The 16,299-nt window shown below is 72.2% G+C and carries 16 protein-coding genes and 1 riboswitch; of the genes, 5 read left to right on the top strand and 11 right to left on the bottom strand.

The window, feature by feature from the left end; genetic code table 11:
- Positions 1-96: 96 nt before the first annotated feature.
- Positions 97-1,035, bottom strand: coding sequence for a LysR family transcriptional regulator (locus H293_RS0104175; protein WP_020116623.1), 939 nt, complete (start codon positions 1,033-1,035; stop codon positions 97-99).
- 110 nt (positions 1,036-1,145) lie between these two features.
- Between H293_RS0104175 and H293_RS0104170 the strand changes: the two genes are divergently transcribed.
- The 3 genes from H293_RS0104170 to H293_RS0104160 are packed head-to-tail and all read left to right on the top strand — an operon-like array spanning position 1,146 to position 3,282.
- A complete protein-coding gene (locus H293_RS0104170) occupies positions 1,146-1,436 on the top strand; it encodes a muconolactone Delta-isomerase family protein (protein ID WP_020116622.1) in 291 nt (96 codons plus the stop codon).
- 56 nt (positions 1,437-1,492) lie between these two features.
- A complete protein-coding gene (locus H293_RS0104165; protein WP_078612539.1) occupies positions 1,493-2,647 on the top strand; it encodes a YbfB/YjiJ family MFS transporter in 1,155 nt (384 codons plus the stop codon).
- A gap of 41 nt (positions 2,648-2,688) precedes the next feature.
- Positions 2,689-3,282, top strand: a complete 594-nt coding sequence (locus H293_RS0104160; protein WP_020116620.1) for a GOLPH3/VPS74 family protein — start codon at positions 2,689-2,691, stop codon at positions 3,280-3,282.
- Here the strand turns inward: H293_RS0104160 and H293_RS0104155 are convergent.
- The 7 genes from H293_RS0104155 to H293_RS0104125 form a co-directional block, all read right to left on the bottom strand.
- The gene (locus tag H293_RS0104155) at positions 3,279-3,878 is read right to left on the bottom strand and encodes a TetR/AcrR family transcriptional regulator (RefSeq protein ID WP_020116619.1); all 600 of its coding nucleotides are present in this window, start codon (positions 3,876-3,878) and stop codon (positions 3,279-3,281) included. The two genes, H293_RS0104160 and H293_RS0104155, sit on opposite strands and share 4 nt — an antisense overlap.
- A gap of 57 nt (positions 3,879-3,935) precedes the next feature.
- Positions 3,936-4,514 (bottom strand): GAF domain-containing protein, encoded by a 579-nt coding sequence (locus H293_RS0104150; protein WP_020116618.1) that lies wholly within the window; start codon positions 4,512-4,514, stop codon positions 3,936-3,938.
- A 58-nt stretch (positions 4,515-4,572) separates the two neighbouring features.
- On the bottom strand, positions 4,573-5,172 hold the full coding sequence (locus tag H293_RS0104145) for a GTP-binding protein (protein ID WP_007386183.1): 600 nt from the start codon (positions 5,170-5,172) through the stop codon (positions 4,573-4,575).
- Complete coding sequence (locus H293_RS0104140; RefSeq protein ID WP_007386182.1) at positions 5,150-5,521, bottom strand: DUF742 domain-containing protein; 372 nt, start codon at positions 5,519-5,521, stop codon at positions 5,150-5,152. Before H293_RS0104140 ends, H293_RS0104145 begins: the two co-directional genes overlap by 23 nt.
- 2 nt (positions 5,522-5,523) lie before the next feature.
- Positions 5,524-5,958 carry a roadblock/LC7 domain-containing protein gene (locus tag H293_RS0104135; protein WP_020116617.1) on the bottom strand — a complete coding sequence of 145 codons (435 nt, stop codon included), beginning with the start codon at positions 5,956-5,958 and terminating at the stop codon, positions 5,524-5,526.
- Between the two features lie 68 nt (positions 5,959-6,026).
- Positions 6,027-8,753 (bottom strand): sensor histidine kinase, encoded by a 2,727-nt coding sequence (locus tag H293_RS0104130; RefSeq protein WP_020116616.1) that lies wholly within the window; start codon positions 8,751-8,753, stop codon positions 6,027-6,029.
- A 1,053-nt stretch (positions 8,754-9,806) separates the two neighbouring features.
- Positions 9,807-10,985 carry an MBL fold metallo-hydrolase gene (locus tag H293_RS0104125; RefSeq protein ID WP_020116615.1) on the bottom strand — a complete coding sequence of 393 codons (1,179 nt, stop codon included), beginning with the start codon at positions 10,983-10,985 and terminating at the stop codon, positions 9,807-9,809.
- Positions 10,986-11,159: 174 nt separating this feature from the next.
- On the opposite strand from H293_RS0104125, the gene H293_RS0104120 reads away from it, so the two are divergent.
- Both H293_RS0104120 and H293_RS0104115 read left to right on the top strand, forming a co-directional pair.
- Entirely contained in the window at positions 11,160-12,338 is a 1,179-nt protein-coding gene (locus tag H293_RS0104120) for a Glu/Leu/Phe/Val dehydrogenase dimerization domain-containing protein (protein ID WP_020116614.1), read from the top strand.
- A 49-nt stretch (positions 12,339-12,387) separates the two neighbouring features.
- Complete coding sequence (locus H293_RS0104115; protein ID WP_199790131.1) at positions 12,388-12,996, top strand: TetR/AcrR family transcriptional regulator; 609 nt, start codon at positions 12,388-12,390, stop codon at positions 12,994-12,996.
- Positions 12,997-13,096: 100 nt separating this feature from the next.
- Here the strand turns inward: H293_RS0104115 and H293_RS0104110 are convergent, their stop codons facing one another.
- The 3 genes from H293_RS0104110 to H293_RS0104100 all read right to left on the bottom strand — a co-directional run bounded on the left by H293_RS0104110 (position 13,097) and on the right by H293_RS0104100 (position 15,925).
- A complete protein-coding gene (locus H293_RS0104110; protein WP_020116612.1) occupies positions 13,097-13,882 on the bottom strand; it encodes an SGNH/GDSL hydrolase family protein in 786 nt (261 codons plus the stop codon).
- Positions 13,883-14,027: 145 nt separating this feature from the next.
- Positions 14,028-14,744: a DUF6250 domain-containing protein gene (locus H293_RS0104105; protein WP_020116611.1), complete on the bottom strand. Its 717-nt coding sequence runs from the start codon at positions 14,742-14,744 to the stop codon at positions 14,028-14,030.
- Between the two features lie 242 nt (positions 14,745-14,986).
- On the bottom strand, positions 14,987-15,925 hold the full coding sequence (locus tag H293_RS0104100; RefSeq protein WP_020116610.1) for a M23 family metallopeptidase: 939 nt from the start codon (positions 15,923-15,925) through the stop codon (positions 14,987-14,989).
- Positions 15,926-15,927: 2 nt separating this feature from the next.
- A riboswitch (cyclic di-AMP (ydaO/yuaA leader) is annotated at positions 15,928-16,092 on the bottom strand.
- Positions 16,093-16,299: the final 207 nt, after the last annotated feature.

Below are 16,299 nucleotides of genomic sequence, written 5' to 3'. Positions count from 1 at the left end.
AGACGACCGGTCGACTATGGAGAAGCTAGGCCGGTCCACCGGGAGAGGGAAGGACCGGGTTCCTCCCGTCTGGAAGGCGCTGGCTCCCAGCGCAGGTCAGCCCGGGATCGCGTACGGATCGCCGGCCGGCAGCCAGGCGTCCGGGGCATGGATGCCGAGGTCGCCGACCCCTTCGCACAGCGCGTCCACGACGGCCAGGACACCCGCGCGGTCCTCCGTCTCCCGCCGGACCAGGGACCACGTCCAGTACACCTTCGGCTCGACGATCTCCCGCCGGACCAGGTCCGGCGGGAGCGGACTGGTCTGCCCCTTGGGCGAGTTGACGACCGGGCGGGTGCAGCGGCGCACGTGGTCGAAGAACGCGGGCCCGGTGATCGCGCCGTCGGAGATGCGGACCGTACGGGCGCCGGAGGCCTGTGCGAGTTCCTCGCCGTACACGTTCCAGGACGCCCAGGCGGTGACGTCGTCGTCGATGAGCACATCGGTGTCCCGGGCCCGTACGGCGGGTGCGTCGCCGCTGTCGCCGCCTCTGGACACGGCGTAGAGCCGGTCCGCGCCGATCAGCCGGGCCCGCAGCCCGAGCTTCCTGAGGTCCTCGGTGCGCAGCCAGCAGACGGCGAGGTCCAGGCTGCCGTCGGCGACGCGCGCGGCCTGGGTGTGGGAGGGCGCGACCCAGGCGTCGAGGTGCACCTGGGCCGCCGCTGCCGTACGCGCCGTCAGGTCCGGGGGAAGCCAGTTGACGTATCCGAGCCGCACGGACTGCGAGCCGGACAGCCGGCCGGCCCGGTGTTTGAGGTCGTCGGCGCGGTCCAGCAGGGCGCGGGTGTGCGGGAGAAGGGCGGCACCGGCCGGGGTGAGAGAGACGTTGCGGCGGTCGCGGTCGAACAGCCGGACGCCCAGGTCCCGTTCGAGCGCCTTGATCTGCTGGGAGAGCGAGGGGCCGGCGATGAGCAGCCGCTCGGCGGCCCGGCCGAAGTTCAGCTCCTCGGCGACGGCGACGAAGTACCGCAGCTGGCGCAGTTCCACGGCCGCCATCGTACGCGCGCGCTGGGAGGCTGCGCCTCTCAGCAGCGAGGAAGCCGGTCGTGGCGTCGGCGCAGGTGACGAGCGCAGGATGGGTTCACCGACGACGACAGGAGGGCGCCGTGCGAGAGTTCCTGGTCGAGATCACCACCACCGTTCCCGAGGGCACCGAGCAGGAGGAGGTGGACCGGCGCCGGGCCGCCGAGGCCGTCCGTGCGAAGGAACTGGCGGCGACCGGTCATCTGGCCCGACTGTGGCGCCCGGTGGGCGAGTTGCGCAGCATCGGTGTGTGGCGGGCCGCCGACGAGGAGGAGCTCCATGCGAAGGTGCTCGGCACCCTGCCGCTGCGCCCGTGGATGACCCTCACCGTCACCCCGCTCGAAGCGCATCCCAACGACCCCGGCACGACGTGAGCGCTCCGTCCCCCTGGGGTCATGTCACCCGGGCCGCGGCCGCCCTCGCGGCGGCCATGGGAGTGGGCCGCTTCGTCTACACCCCGATCCTGCCCCTGATGCACACCCAGGCGGGCCTGTCCGCCGGGGCCGGGGCGAACCTGGCCACCGCGAACTACGCCGGCTACCTCGTCGGCGCCCTCGCGGGCATCCTGGCCCCCGTGCTGGTCCGGTCGCGTGCCGTGCTGCGCGCCTGTCTGCTCCTGCTGACCGGCACGCTCGCCGCGATGCCCCTCACCCACAGCACCATTGTCTGGAGCCTGCTGCGACTGGCCGCCGGTGTGGCGAGCGCCCTGGTGTTCGTCGTCGCGGCCGGATCCCTCCTGGACCACCTGAGGGAGCACCCGCCGCACCTGTCCGGCTGGGCGTTCGGCGGGGTGGGCGGCGGCATCGCGCTGTCCGGCCTGCTGGTCCTTGCGGTGCGGCCCGTCGCCGACTGGCGCACCGCCTGGTGGGCCGCCGCCGTCCTCGCCGCGCTGCTCGCCGCCGCCTCGTGGAATCTACGGCCGGAGGAGGCGCCCGTCGCCGTCCCGGGCGGGCGCGGCGCGGGGCCCGGTACGCACCGCTGGTTCGGTGCGCTGTTCGTCAGCTACACGCTGGAGGGCGTGGGCTACATCATCGCCGGGACCTTCCTGGTCGCCGCCGTCGGACAGGGCTCCCCCGGCTGGGTCGGCAGCGGCGCCTGGGTGCTCGTGGGCCTGGCCGCCGTACCGTCCGCGGCGCTGTGGGCCCGGCTGGGCCACCGCTGGTCACGCCCCGGACTGCTGTTCACGGCGCTCGTGGTCCAGGCGGTGGGCATCGCACTGCCCGCCCTGGTCGGCGGTACGGCCGCGGCCCTCGGCTCGGCGGTGCTGTTCGGCGCGACGTTCATCGGCGTCAGCACCCTCGCCCTGGCCGTGGGAGCGCATCTGCGGTTCCCGCGCTCGGTCGCCCTGCTGACCGCCGGGTACTCGGTCGGACAGATCCTGGGCCCGCTGATCGTCGCCCCGCTGCTGCACCACGGCTACCACCGGGCGCTGCTGTCCGCCGCCCTCGTGGTGCTGGCGGCGGCCGCGGCCGCCGGCGTACTGCGGATCGGTTTCCCGCACCACATGGTCGTATCGGGTCACACGGACGTCGATCAGCAGCGAGAATCGACCAGGGACGCCCGGCTCGCCGGGGCCGGCCCCTGAAAACGCACCGCCGCACCCGGCCAACTGACGTGGAGCCTCTGATGACCACCGCACGGGACCTCGCGATCGTCGCCCTCGATGTGACCGCCGGCAAACCGGTGGGGCAGGGCGATCTCTCGCTCGCGCTCGCGGGAGCCGAGGTGTTCGACCTCCTCGACGCCCACGCCCTCGTCCTGGACGGCGACCGCATCCTGCCCAGCGCCCCGTCCCCCACGGGCGACCGCCTGCTGGACGAGGCCGCCGAGACGCTCGTACGGCAGGAGCCGTACGAGTCGGTCGAGGACTGGCTGTGGCGCCGGGGCCGCGGACTGTCCTCGGCCTACGTCGACGACCTGGAGCGGATCGGGCTCACGACCCGGCAGCGCAGCCGCCGGATCACGCTGCGGACCGGGCGCCCGGAGCTGGTCGACTCGGCGGCCCGGCGGGAGGCCGAGGAGCGCTGGGCGGCGGGCGAACCCGTCCTCGTCGCGCTGGCGGCAGCCGCCGGCATCGGCGACGAACCGGCCGGTGAACTCGCCGACGAGACGGCCACCGTGCTGGCCGCGGTCGGGGACGCGGTGATGGAACTGGAGGCCGTACGCCAGCGCAAGGCCATCGAGGACGCCGCGTTCGACAACGTCTGGCGCGGTTACTAGGAGCCGGTGACCCCGAGCAGCGCGCGGCAGTTGTCCCACAGGGGGCTCAGGCGCTCGGGGCTGTTGTAGAGCTTGGCGAACATCACCTGGCCCTCCAGCTGGGCCACCACCGCCCGCGCCGCCTGCCGGGGGTCGGACACGGTGACGTCACCGCGCTCCCGGGCCTCGGCGACGACGGCCTCGACCAGGTCGACCTGCGCCTCGAAGATCTCCTGCAACCGTCCGCGCACGGGCTCGGCGTGGTTGCTCAGCTCCAGGGCGAGGTTCCCGAACAGACAGCCCGCCACCGTGCCGCGGCCCTCCTGGACGGCGCGCTGGCCGGCCTCGGTCTGCTCGAAGAGCGCGCGCAGCCGCCCCAGAGGGTCCGCGTCCGTCCTCAACGCGCTTTCCCAGTCCCGCCGTTGGGCCGCCCAGTGCTCGTCGACGACGGCGAGCGCGAGGGCCTCCTTGGACTCGAAGAAGTAGTAGAAACTGCCTTTCGGCACCCCGGCCGCCTTGCAGATCTCGGCCACGCCCAGCGCCGAGTAGCCGCGCCCCTCGATGAGCGAGCGCGCGGCACCGAGAATCTTCTGCCTGGCGTCACTGGTGCGTCCCACACAGCGAGTGTACGTAGGTACTAGACCGGTCGGCTAGGAAGGAGGCCGTCTCGCCCGTCACAGCACAGGGAGCCCGTCGGCCTCCCGTCGCTCCAGACGCGCGACGAGTTCCGCCGCCGCCGACTTGATGGTCTCCAGGCCGGACTTCCCCCAGGTCCGCGGCTCCACGTCGGCCGCGCACACCGTGCCCAGCACCATCCCCGCGGAGTCGATGAGCGGGGCGCCCAGATAGGAACGGATGCCGAACTCGTCGACGACCGGGTTGCCCGCGAACCGCGGGTAGTCACGGACGTCCTCCAGGACCAGCGCCTTGCGGCGGACGACCACATGGGGGCAGAACCCATGGTCGCGCGCCAGATGACGGCCCAGTTCCGGCTTGGCCTCCTCGCCGTCCGACAGGGGCCGGGCCGCGGGAATCCTGAGACCGGCGAAGAACTGCCGCTCCTCGCCGAGGAAGTTGACCATCGCGTACGGCGCCCCCGTGCGCTCGGCGAGCCGCTCGGCGAAGGCGTCGAGCGCGGGCTCCGGATACTCCCCGAGCCCGAGCAGGCGCAGCCGTCGCGCCCGGTGCGGGGCCTCCTTGTCCTCCGGGGTGAGCAGCAGTCGACCGGCCGGGCGTGGTGGGTCGTAGCTCATGGGCGGCCGTCGCTGTGGACGTCGGTCATATGCGGCTCCGTAACGGTGTGTGCGGGGATCACATGTGGGCGCCGTGGCTCGGCGCGGGCGCCGGGCTGTGGGCGATGAGATGCCGTACGAGGGTGAGCAGGGTCTGCACACCCGAGCTGGAGATCCGCGCGTCGCAGCGCACGATCGGGATCTCCGGCGGGAGGTCGATGGCGGCGCGGACCTCCTCGGGGTCGTAGCGGTACCCCCCGTCGAACTCGTTGATGGCCACGATGAATCCGAGGCCGCGCTGCTCGAAGAAGTCCACGGCCGCGAAGCAGTCCTCCAGTCTGCGGGTGTCGGCGAGGATCACCGCGCCGAGCGCGCCCTCGGAGAGTTCGTCCCACATGAACCAGAAGCGCTCCTGTCCGGGCGTGCCGAACAGGTACAGAACGTGTTCCGGATCGAGGGTGATCCTGCCGAAGTCCATGGCCACCGTCGTCTCGACCTTGTTCTCGATGCCGTCGAGACTGTCGGTCGCGGCGCTGACCGTGGTGAGCAGTTCCTCCGTGCTGAGGGGAGCGATCTCGCTGACCGCGCCCACGAAGGTCGTCTTGCCTACCCCGAACCCTCCCGCCACCAGGATCTTCAGTGCGGTGGGGAAGGGATCAGAGCTGTCGTCGTAGTCCATCGAGCACTGCCTCCAGAAGAGCCCGGTCAGTCGGGTTGTGGGTGAACTCGGGTGGCTTGGTGGTCAGCGCCCCGCAGTCGACGAGGTCGGACAGCAGCACCTTGGTGACCACCGCCGGCAGCCTGAGATGGGCGGCGACCTCGGCGACCGAGACGGGCGCGCGGCACAGGTCGAGCGCCTGCGCGTGCTCGGGGCCGAGGTAGCCGATGGGAGTGGCACCGGTGGCCATCACGTGCGACAGAAGGTCGAACGCGATGGACGGCCGAGTGCGGCCGTTGCTGACCGTGAAGGGCCGCACCAGCCGCCCGGCCGCGTCGTCGAGCCAGGGCCCGTCGCCGACCGCTGCCACGCTCAAGGCCTCATCGCCGGGGATTCGACGGCGTGCTGCCGGGGCGCGGTCACCAGGTAGGGGCGCACGCTCTTGACGAGCATCGCCATCTCGTAGCCGAGCACGGCGGCGTCGGCCTCGCGTCCCGCCAGGACAGCGAGGCAGGTGCCGGAGCCGGCGGTGGTCACGAACAGCAGCGTCGAGTCGAGTTCGACGACGACCTGTCGGACGTCCCCGCCGTCGCCGAAGCGGACGCCCGCGCTGCGGCCGAGGGAGTACAGGCCGGCGGCCAGGGCCGCCATGTGGTCGGCGCTGTCCCCGTCGAGCCCGTGGACCGACTTCACGAGCCCGTCGCAGGACAGCAGGACCGCGCTGCTGGTGTGCGGCACGCGCTGCACGAGGCCGCTCATCAGCCAGTCGAGGTCGGATACATGGCCGGTCGGCGCTTCGCTCGCCATGGTGGATCGACTCCTTGAGGTACGAAGGTCTGCGGGAGCGCTGGGGGGTGGGGTGAACGCGGGGGTGGTCATCCGGCGGGTGCGCTCCCGTCGTGCCGGGGGGTGGTGCGGTCGTGATCGAGGCCGTGCGCCTCGGCTATGTGGGGCCGCTCCATGGGGGGTGCGTCAAGGGTGGTGGCGTCGGTCGTGGGTGCGGCCTCCGTGTGGCTCGCGTCCAGGTCGAAATCGAAGTCGAAGGAGGCGGACGGATGGGGGGACGGGGCAGGGCGGGGCTCCGGAGGGGCGGATGCCGGGGAGCCGATGTCGGTGGGTGCACCTGTGTAGGCGGCGTCCCGCTGCGTACGGCCCCTTGGCGCCGTTTCCGGGTGGGCCGGCGGGGCCTGCTGGGCCGAACCCATGTGGCCGATCTCCCTACGCGGCGACGGCAACGGCAACGGCGGTGACGTGGTCGGTTCACCGCCCTCCGGCTCCAGGTGCTGCTGGGCCTCGGCGAGGCTGATCCCGCGCTGGAAGGCCGCCATCAGTCCCGGGTCGTGGCCGGTGAGGTACTCGGCTTCCTGCCGGGGCGCCGGTCCGCCGCGCAGCTGGGGTGCGATGTGCTCCTGGGCGCGGCGCCGGGGCAGTTGGGGCTTGCCCATGGTGCCGCGCACTGTCCCGGTACGCGGGGTGGGCGGCGCGGTCACATGCTCGGCGACCAGCCGCCGGTCGTCGGGCCTGATCCCGGGCACGGCATCGGCGGGAGTGGGCCGAGCCCCACGGGCCCCGCGCACGGGCAGCGGCGCGGGACGCCCGGAGCGCGCTCCCCCGCCGTTCGGCACGCTCCCACTACCGGGCTGCCGGTCGGTCGCCGTGCCCTTCCCACCGGCCGGGGGCCCGCTTCCGTTCGGCACGCTCCCGCCGTCTCCCGGTACGGCCGAGCCACCGTTCAGGTAGACCCCGCTGCCGCTCCCCAGTGAGTCACCGCCGAGCGCCTGGCTGTCACCACCCGGCGTCCCCAAAGCGCCCTTGGAAAAGGCTCCGCCGCCGACCGGCACGCCTCCGCCGCCGACCGGCGAAGACCCGTCGGACCCGTCGGGCCCGCCCTCACCCGGCAGGTTCTCGCCTTCGTTCGGAACGCTCCCGCCGGTGTTCGGTGTCGCCGAGGCGCTGTTCAGGAAGCGCCAGCCGCCACTGGGCAGAGGCTCGCCGCCGGGCTCATGCCCGCCACCGCTCGACGGGGCCCCGCCGCCGTTCGGCCCGGCCCCGCCGCCGTTCGGCGCGGCCCCGCCGCCGTTCGGCGCGGCCCCGTCGCCGGCCGGTTCACCTCCGCCGGGCGCGCGGCCACTCCCGTTCAGTACCGGCCCATGGCCACCGCGTCCGTGCCGGGCGCCCTGCGGCTCCGCTGCGCCGCCCTGTGCCGTCGGCGCCGCGCTGCCGTTGAGGCCGGGCTCCGTGCCCCGGGGCTCCCGCCGCCGCGGGTCGGCCCCGGGACGCGGCTCCGCGGACGCTCCCCGGTGCCGTGCCTCGTGCCCCGGCCTCGGGTGACCGGGGCCCTGCGGGGACACGGCCGCCCCCGTGGCCTCCGGCGGCCGCGCGCCGACCGCTCCCGGCGCCGAACCCAGCAGCGCCTGCGGCACGACGAGGACCGCCTGGACACCGCCGTAGATGTTGGTCTGGAGCCGGACATGGATCCCGTGCCGCTTCGCGAGCTGCGAGACCACGAACAGCCCGATGCGCCCGTCCGCCAGCAGACTCGCGACGTTGACCTGGTCCGGGTCCGCCAACAGGGCGTTCATCCGGTGCTGTTCGGCGACCGGCATGCCGAGCCCGCGGTCCTCCACCTCGACGGCGAGCCCGGAGGTCACGAGGTTGGCGCGCAGCAGCACCTGGGTGTGCGGCGCCGAGAACACCGTGGCGTTCTCGACCAGTTCGGCGAGCAGATGGATGACGTCGGCGACGGCGTGCCCGCGCAGTGTGCCGTCGATCGGCGGCACGAGCTTGACCCGCGAGTACTGCTCGACCTCGGCGATGGCGGAGCGCAGCACCTCGGTCATCGAGACGGGGTTGCTCCACTGCCGGCGCGAGACGGCACCGCCGAGGACGGCGAGGTTCTCGGCGTGCCGGCGGATACGGGTGGCGAGGTGGTCGACGTGGAAGAGCCCCTTGAGCAGGTCGGGGTCCTCGATCTCGTTCTCCAGCTCGTCGAGGATCGAGATCTCCCGGTGCACGAGCGACTGAAGGCGCCGCGCCAGGTTGACGAAGACCTCCAGTTTCTGTTCGCTGCCTGCCTGGCTGGAGAGCTGGGCGGCCTGGACGACGGCGGTGACGGCCCCGTCGTGGGCGCGGGCCAGGTCGGCGGCGAGCAGGTCGAAGTCGTCGGCGTTCTCGGGCGGACCCGTGCCCGGGCCACGCCCCGGCGGAAGCTCGCCGCGGCGCAGCCCGTCGACCAGGGCCCGCAGGTCGGCCTCGCGGCGCGCGCTGCTGCGGCGCAGCGCGCCCACGCGGTCGCTCACCGATTTCGCGGCGCGGTCGGCCGCGACGGCGGCGATGGCGATGCCCGCGAAGGTGACCGAGACCGCGCCGGCCAGAACACTCCACAGGATGAGGCCGGGTTGTGCCCCGGTGGAGCGCACGGTGAACAGGACGGCCGCGCAGCCGCTGAGGGCGACCGCGATCGGCGGCAGCACGGCCAGCCGCAGCAGTTGCGGCCGTATGTGCGTCTCGGGCAGCGAGGGGGCGGGGCGGGCGACCGGCCGCCCGTGCCGCCCGCCCTCACGGCGGTCTGCGCGTGCGGCCGGTGCGCGGAGGTGAGACATCGGTGTCCTTGTACTGGTCCGTCGGTCCTGTGGGCCGGAGGGCTCCGGGCCGCCCGGCCCGGGTCGGCGGGCTCCGGCGGGTGCCCCCACGGGCTTCGGGGCGGGTTGCCGGGCGGCTCGCGCGGCGGCATGGTCATCGGTCACCGGCGCGTCGCCTCCCTCCTCCCCGCGCCTCGGCTGTTCGCCGTGGGCATGCGTCATGGCGTACCGGTCGAGAGAACCGAAGACTTCAACCCCTCGTCGCCCGGCGGACACTCACAGTAGTCGCCAACGCATCATGTGCGAGCGGCAGTTGACAAACTCCTCCGCGGAGCGTCCCGCTCTGGTATGAGGACTCGCACGACAGACCGACAAGCCGACCGGCCCGCCTTACCCGAACGAGTGAATACCGATCAGCCCTGGTCAGAACCGGTCACGCACGACAGACGAGGGCCCAGGCCGTACGCACACCTCGATCGCCGCGCGGACCCGTACCCGGGGTACGACAGGCTCTCCGGCACCCCTCCGGAGCCTTGGCCCAAGCCTTCCGCATCGTCACTGACTGTGTCGGTCCGCCGCGGTGCGGGACCGCCGCGGCCACCGGGCCACGCCTCACCGACATCCGCGCGCATGAGCGCGCCGGAGGCTGTCGCCGATGCGCCCGTACCCGTATCCCGCAGCGCGGGCGAACCGGGCGCAGGGGCGTTCCGGGCGCGGGGGTGCTCCGGGCGCAGTGCTGCCTACGGGACGTGGCCGCTCGCCACGGCAGGCGGCAGTGACACCGGCGGCTCGCTACGCGAGCCGGCGCTCTTCGAACAACCTCGTGGGGCTACGGCCGCCTTCTGGCCGCAGCCCGTCCTCGCCGGACACGGCGTCACGAGGTCGGGTGTTGTCGGTGCAGGGCCCCAAGGCCAGGACGGCCACGGACGTCACCGTGCTCCTGCCAGTGGCCGCCGACCCGACGCGCGCAGTGCGCAAGCCCGGGCAGCGCCCGCTCGACAGTCCTCAGCGGCTCAGAAACACACCGGGCGCCTCGCTGACCCAACCCCGGCCGGCACCGGCACCAACCTCACGTCACACCTCAGCCACCGGCTGCTCCCGATCCTCCACCGCCGTGGGCAACTCGGCCCATCCCCCGGCCGGCGCCCTCGCCACTCCCCGCCACCAGGGATCGACCACCGGCGCCGCCCCCGGCTCGAACGGCTCCCCCGGCCGCGGCGTGGCCATGGCGACCCCGGCCTTGTGGGACAGCAGCATCGTCCGCTCCGCCGGCTCCGCCCAGGGATGCGTCGCGAGGTTGAACGTGCCCCAGTGGATCGGCAGCAGCACCCCTTCCGCCGCGTCCCCGCCCTGGAGGTCCAGATGGGACCGCACCGCCTCATCGGGGGTCATGTGGATGTCGGGCCAGAACTCCGAGTAGGCGCCGAGCTGGATCATCGTGGCGTCGAAGGGCCCGAAGGCCGCGCCGATGTCCTTGAACCCGTCGAAGTACCCGGTGTCACCGCTGTGGTAGATCCGGTGCTCCCCGCCGGCGACGACCCAGGACGCCCACAGCGTGTGCTGGGTGTTCCGCAGTCCCCGTCCGCAGAAGTGCCGGGCCGGGGTGGCCGTCAATGTCAGCCCGGCGACCTGGGTCGACTCGTGCCAGTCCAGCTCGCGCAGCCGGTCCGCGGACACGCCCCAGTGTTCGAGGTGGGACCCCACCCCGAGCGGGACGGCGAAGACGGTGTCCGTCCCGGCCAGTTCCTTGATCGTGGGCATGTCCAGGTGGTCGTAGTGATCGTGGGAGATGACGACCACGTCGACCGGGCCGAGCGCGGCGAGCGGCAGTGGCACGGGGTGCAGCCGCTTGGGCCCGGCGAAGGGGAAGGGGGAGCACCGCTCACCCCAGACGGGGTCGAACAGCACCCGCCGTCCGTCGATCTCGGCGAGCACGCTGGAGTGCCCCATCCAGGTCAGCCGCAGACCGGTGGCAGGGGGCTTGGAGAGGTCGGCGAGGGTCGTGGCGTGCACCGGGATCCGGCCCTCCGGGGCCCGCTGCTGTCGGCCGTCGCTGTCGAAGAAGACCTTGGCGAAGTCGATCGCCGATCCGTCGGGCCGGGTCCTGGCGGTTCCGCCGGGGTTCTGGAAGACACCGTCTTTGTAGTGGGGGGATCTGCGGATGCGCGCCATGCGCTCACCGCTCGGATCCGCTCCGAAGGCCGCGGGCTGCAGCGCGCGGAGCCCGGAGCTCAAGGGACGGAAGCCGGTCACGGTACCTCCAGGTGGAGTTGCTGAGGCATCCATTATGGTCCGCCCCTCTGACAGTGCCGGGGTCTGTCCGGTCACACGGATAAGGACGCCACCGCGGCGGATCACGTTGACAGCGCGCATCCGGCTGCAAATACTGACCCCTCGTTCAGTAGCCGCCCCACCACCGGAGCCCGCGTGACCACCCCTTTGCTGTCGCTCACCTGGACCGACCACGTCACCGGCCGCCAGGGCTTCCTGGTCGTCGACCGGCTGGTACGGGGTGTCGCCAGCGGCGGCCTGCGGATGCGCCCTGGCTGCACGCTGGACGAGGTCGCCGGGCTGGCCCGCGGCATGACCATGAAGGAGGCCCTGCACTACGACCCCGCGGCGCGGTACGTCCCGCTGGGCGGGGCCAAGGGAGGCATCGACTGCGACCCCCGGGACCCGGAGGCGTACGGCCTGCTCGTGCGCTACCTGCGCGCCGTGCGGCCGTATGTCGAGAGCTGCTGGACGACCGGCGAGGACCTCGGTCTCAGTCAGGACCTGGTGGACCGGGCGGCCGCGGAGGCCGGCCTGGTCTCCTCGATCCAGGCGGTCTATCCGCTGCTCGACGACGAGTCCGCGGCCCGGCGGCGGCTCGCGGACGCGTTCGCCGTGGAGGTGGACGGCATCGGACTCGACGAGCTGGCGGGCGGCTGCGGGGTGGCCGAGTCGGCGCTCACGGCCCTGGACGCGGCCGGGGTGCCGTACGCGGGCACGCGCGTGGCCGTGCAGGGCCTCGGCACCATGGGCGGGGCCACGGCCCGCTTCCTCGCGCGCGCGGGGCTCACGGTCGTGGCCGTCGCCGACATCAAGGGCACGATCTTCAACCCGGCGGGGCTCGACGTCGAGGCGCTGCTGGCCGCCAGGGACGCCCACGGCACCGTGGACCGCTCGGCCCTGCGCCGCGCCGACCGTGAACTGCCCGGCGAGGCCTGGCTGTCGCTCGACGTGGACGTACTCGTGCCCGCGGCGGTCTCGTACGCGATCGACACCGGCAACCAGGAGCGGATCCGGGCCCGTTGGATCGTCGAGGCGGCCAACATGCCGGTCCTGCCCGCCGCGGAGGCGCTGCTGGCCGCGCGCGGGGTGACCGTACTGCCCGACGTGGTGGTCAACTCCGGGACGAACGCTTGGTGGTGGTGGACCCTCTTCGGAGACATCGGCCCGGACGCGGACGGGGCCTTCACGCACATACGACGTTCCATGCGCGCCCTGGTCGAGCAGTTGCTGGCGCGCGCGGAGGCGGACGGCACCTCTCCGCGCGCCGCCGCGCACGCGCTGGTCGCCGACCGGTTGCCGGTGATCGCGGAGCGGTTCGGCCGATACCGCTGACCTGGCCCGTCGCGCGGTGCCCCACAGGGGGACGGATTAGGGTGAGCCCGTGGCGAGAGTGCGGTTGACAGTGGCCGAGCGGCGCGAGGAGCTGCTGCGGGCCGCCATCGAGCAGATCGAGGCGCGGGGCGTGGCGGCCGTCAGGATCGCCGACGTGGCCTCGGCGCTCGGGGTGAGCAACGCTCTGGTGCTCTATCACTTCTCCACGAAGGAGAAGCTGGTCGCCGCCGCCTTCACCTACGCCGCCGAGGAGGACCTGGCCCGTCTGCGCAAGCTCCTCGGCCGTCGCACCAGCGCCCTGCGCCGGCTCCGGTCGGCCGTGCGCTGGTACGCCCCGACGGGCCAGGCCAAAGGTTGGCGGCTGTGGATCGAGGGCTGGGCGGTGGCCCTGCGTGAACCGGCCCTCCAGGAGGTCACGCGCGACCTCGACAGACGCTGGAAGGCGGCGCTCACCGAGGTGATCGCCGAGGGCGTGGCCGCGGGCGAGTTCCGCTGCCCGGACCCGGAGGCCACCGCGCTGCGCCTCACCGCCCTTTTGGACGGCCTGGCGGTCCAACTGACGTCCTATGCGGGCGCGGTGGCCAGGTCGCGGGCCCAGGAGTGGGTGGACGAGGCCCTGGCGCGGGAACTCGGGCTGGACGGCACGAGTCCCGCCTAGCGGCGGCTCACGAGCCGGGCCGCCCAGGTGCACTGGTGGACGACCCGACCGCGGACGCCGGGCGACCCCCGCCCCGACCGGCCCCAGGACCGCCTCGGGCTCAAGCCACCTTGGCGATCCGCGTCTTGATGTCGTCCGGCGACAGCACACCCTTGGCGGTGACATGGTCCCCGGAGGACTCCCCCCGCAGCCGGCGTCCGATCCACGGCACCAGGAACTCACGCGCCCAGTGCACGTCATCCCGCCGCACGTCCAGCGGCCCGCGAGGGGGAAGCGGCGGCCAGGGCTGGTCCGGGTCCGCCGGCACCTCAAGGCCCAGCACCTGTCCCGCACGGAGCGCCACACGCGTGTGCCCCTCCGGCGAGAGGTGCAGCCGGTCGCTGTCCCAGGCCCGCCGGTCCTGGATGGTCTTCAGGGACCACAGATCGAGCACCGGGCATCCGTACCGGTCGGCGACGGCCCGCACATGTCCGTTGTACGTGGCGATCTTGCCGCGCAGATGCTTGAGCACGGGCACACCACGGGTGTCGAAGCCGGTCGTCACCATGACCGTGCCGCACGCCTGGGTGAGCCGGGCGATGGCCCGCTCGAAGCGTTCGGCGACCTCGTCGGGGTCGGTGCCGGGCCGGATGATGTCGTTGCCGCCGGCGCAGAACGACACCAGGTCCGGTGCCAGTTCGACGGCCTGCGGAAGCTGGTCCTCGACGATCTGGTCGAGCAGCTTCCCGCGTACGGCGAGATTGCTGTACCTGAAGTCGCCTTCGGGTCGCCGGTCCGCGAGAAGTACCGCGAACCGGTCGGCCCAGCCGACGAACGCCCCGTCAGGGCCGGGGTCGCCGACGCCCTCGGTGAAGCTGTCCCCCACCGCCACGTACGACCCGATCACTGAGCTGCTGTCATTCTTCGAATCGTCTGCCACAGCCGTTCATGATTCACCTTCGAATGTGACCTACGCGACCGTAGGAAGGACTTGACGGGCGGTGAGATAAGCCACTCCTAAAGTGTTGGCCAAACCAGGAATAGCCCTTTCATCAGGAGTGTTGACGCTGCGACCGCCACACCCCGAAGTCACTGATCCGGAAGTGGCTCCAGGTGGTCCGGAACGCGAAGTGCCCGCCCGTATAAGGCTCCGGGTCGGTGTAGTCGAAGACGAGCCGCCCGTTGTTCCACCACTGCACCCTGGAGCCGTCCGAGACAATCCGTACCCGGTTCGGCTGGTTCGCGACCAGCAGCGGCTCGGTGTAGTCGTAGATCAGGGGCCGCACACCGGATTGTCCGACATAGCGGCGCAGCCGTGTCGTGGTGTTGTAGTTGGCGCCGTAGCCGGAGTAGTACGTCCTCAGGTAGTCGTACTCCGCGAGCGCCCCGCCCCGGGGGACGGCGAAGAGGTCGTCGGGAGACCGGACGTCGACCGCGTTCCAGAAGTTGTTCAGGTCGGACACCCGGTCGTTGACCCCGCCCGCGGACACGGGCGTGGCGGTGTACTCCAGGACGTACGGCCCTGCGAGCGGCTGCCTGAACCAGATCGTCGCACCGGCCGGAACGTCGACCTCCAGGATCCCGTGGCGCGCGGTGACCGTGCCGCCCTGCTCCAGTTCGACGGTCCAGCGACCGAGGCCGTGACGGAAGTCGTCGTGAGCGATGAGGCGCCGGTGGTGGGGCGAGGCGCTCGCGGTGGCCGCGGGGGCGAGGGCCCCCAGGGCGGCGCCGGCCGCGAGGGCTCCGAAGGCTCTGCGCGTGGTCGTCATGGGGGACGGTTCCTTCCGGGAAGGGGGTGAACTCCGAAGCCGTTAGAAAGCGCTTGCGCAGCAACGGAGTTCACTGTGCCCTCCCCTCCCCCACCTGTCGACGCCCCGAGTGCGCCTGCCACAAGAACGCAACGAAGCGATCATGAAGGCGCGAACACCCCCGACCGGCATCGCGCTTCCACGGAAACACCGAAGGCCGGACCCGGGGATCGGGGTCCGGCCTTCGGTGGCACAGGGGGGCGTCAGCCGACGGCGACGCCCTTCGAGCGGAGGTAGGCGACCGGGTCCACGTCGGAGCCGTAGTCCGGCGTGGTGCGGATCTCGAAGTGCAGGTGCGGGCCGGTCACATTGCCGGTCGCGCCGGAGAGGCCGATCTGCTGGCCCGCGGTCACGGTCTGGCCGGCCGAGACGGAGAGCTGGGACAGGTGGGCGTACTGCGCGTAGTAGCCGTCGGCCAGCTTGATGACGACCTGGTTGCCGTAGGCGCCGCCCCAGCCCGCGGAGACGACCGTGCCCGCGCCGACGGCCTTGAGCGAGGTGCCGGTCGGGACGACGAAGTCGACGCCGGTGTGGTAGCCGCTGGACCACATGCTGCCCGCGACGCGGTAGCCGGTGCCGATGGTGGCGCCGCTGACCGGGAGGGTGAAGCCGCTGGCACTGGTGGTGGCGGAGCTCTGGGTGGCAGTGGTCGACTTCGACGTCGACTTCTTTGGCTCGGCCTTCTCGGTCCTGGCCGAGGAGGACGAGGAGGACCCGGTCTTCGCCGCGCCCGCCTTCGCCTTCTTGCCGATCGAGAGCTTCAGACCCGGGTGGATCAGTGACGGGTCGTCGCCGATCGCCTGGCGGTTGTCGGCATAGAGCTTCTTCCAGCCCCCGCCCACATGCTGTTCGTCGGCGATCTTCGAGAGATAGTCGCCGGCCCGCACCGAATAGATGCGCACGGTCGAGGTCTTTGCCGTGCCTTTCTTGGCGGCCGCCTTTTCGGCGGACTTCTCAACGGCCTTCTGCGTGACGGGAATCGACTGAACGACCTTTTCCGACACGGACTGCGAGGTGGCGGCGTGCGCGCCGGTGGCCCCCATGAGCGGGAGGGCGAGCGCGGCGCCCCCGGTTCCGGCGATGGCGATCGAGCGGGCGAAGCGCTGGGACTTCGGGCGGCGGTGCTTACCCTTCGCGGGCATGACGAATTCCTCTCCGGCGCCTGCGAGGTGAGCTGTCGGGTGCGGGCTGGAGATGCCCGGCCGCGCCGAGACGCGACTAAACCCCAAGCCTGTTCCGGAGACCGGAACAGGCAGTACTGCCTGTGGGTCCCCCGCTCCTGCCGTACACGGGTAAGTGGTTGTGGGGAATCCGTTCGGCGGCAGGATTGGGCGTCCGACCGGATCGGTGGCGAACGTAAACGAGCAAGACGCAAAGGGACAAGTGAGAGGTTGCGCGGGTATGCGTTTCTCTTGATCCCCCATGAGAATTACCAGTCACCCTGCGTGAATCGGGCGTCCTTCTCTCACCCAAACCCCCTTGATAAACCTGTGAATTACGTGAACATGACGGGCGA

Source organism: Streptomyces canus 299MFChir4.1 (assembly GCF_000383615.1).
GTDB lineage: Bacteria > Actinomycetota > Actinomycetes > Streptomycetales > Streptomycetaceae > Streptomyces > Streptomyces canus_C.
The sequence above is the reverse complement of the archived record's forward strand: the minus strand, read 5'-3'. Positions and strand labels throughout refer to the sequence as shown.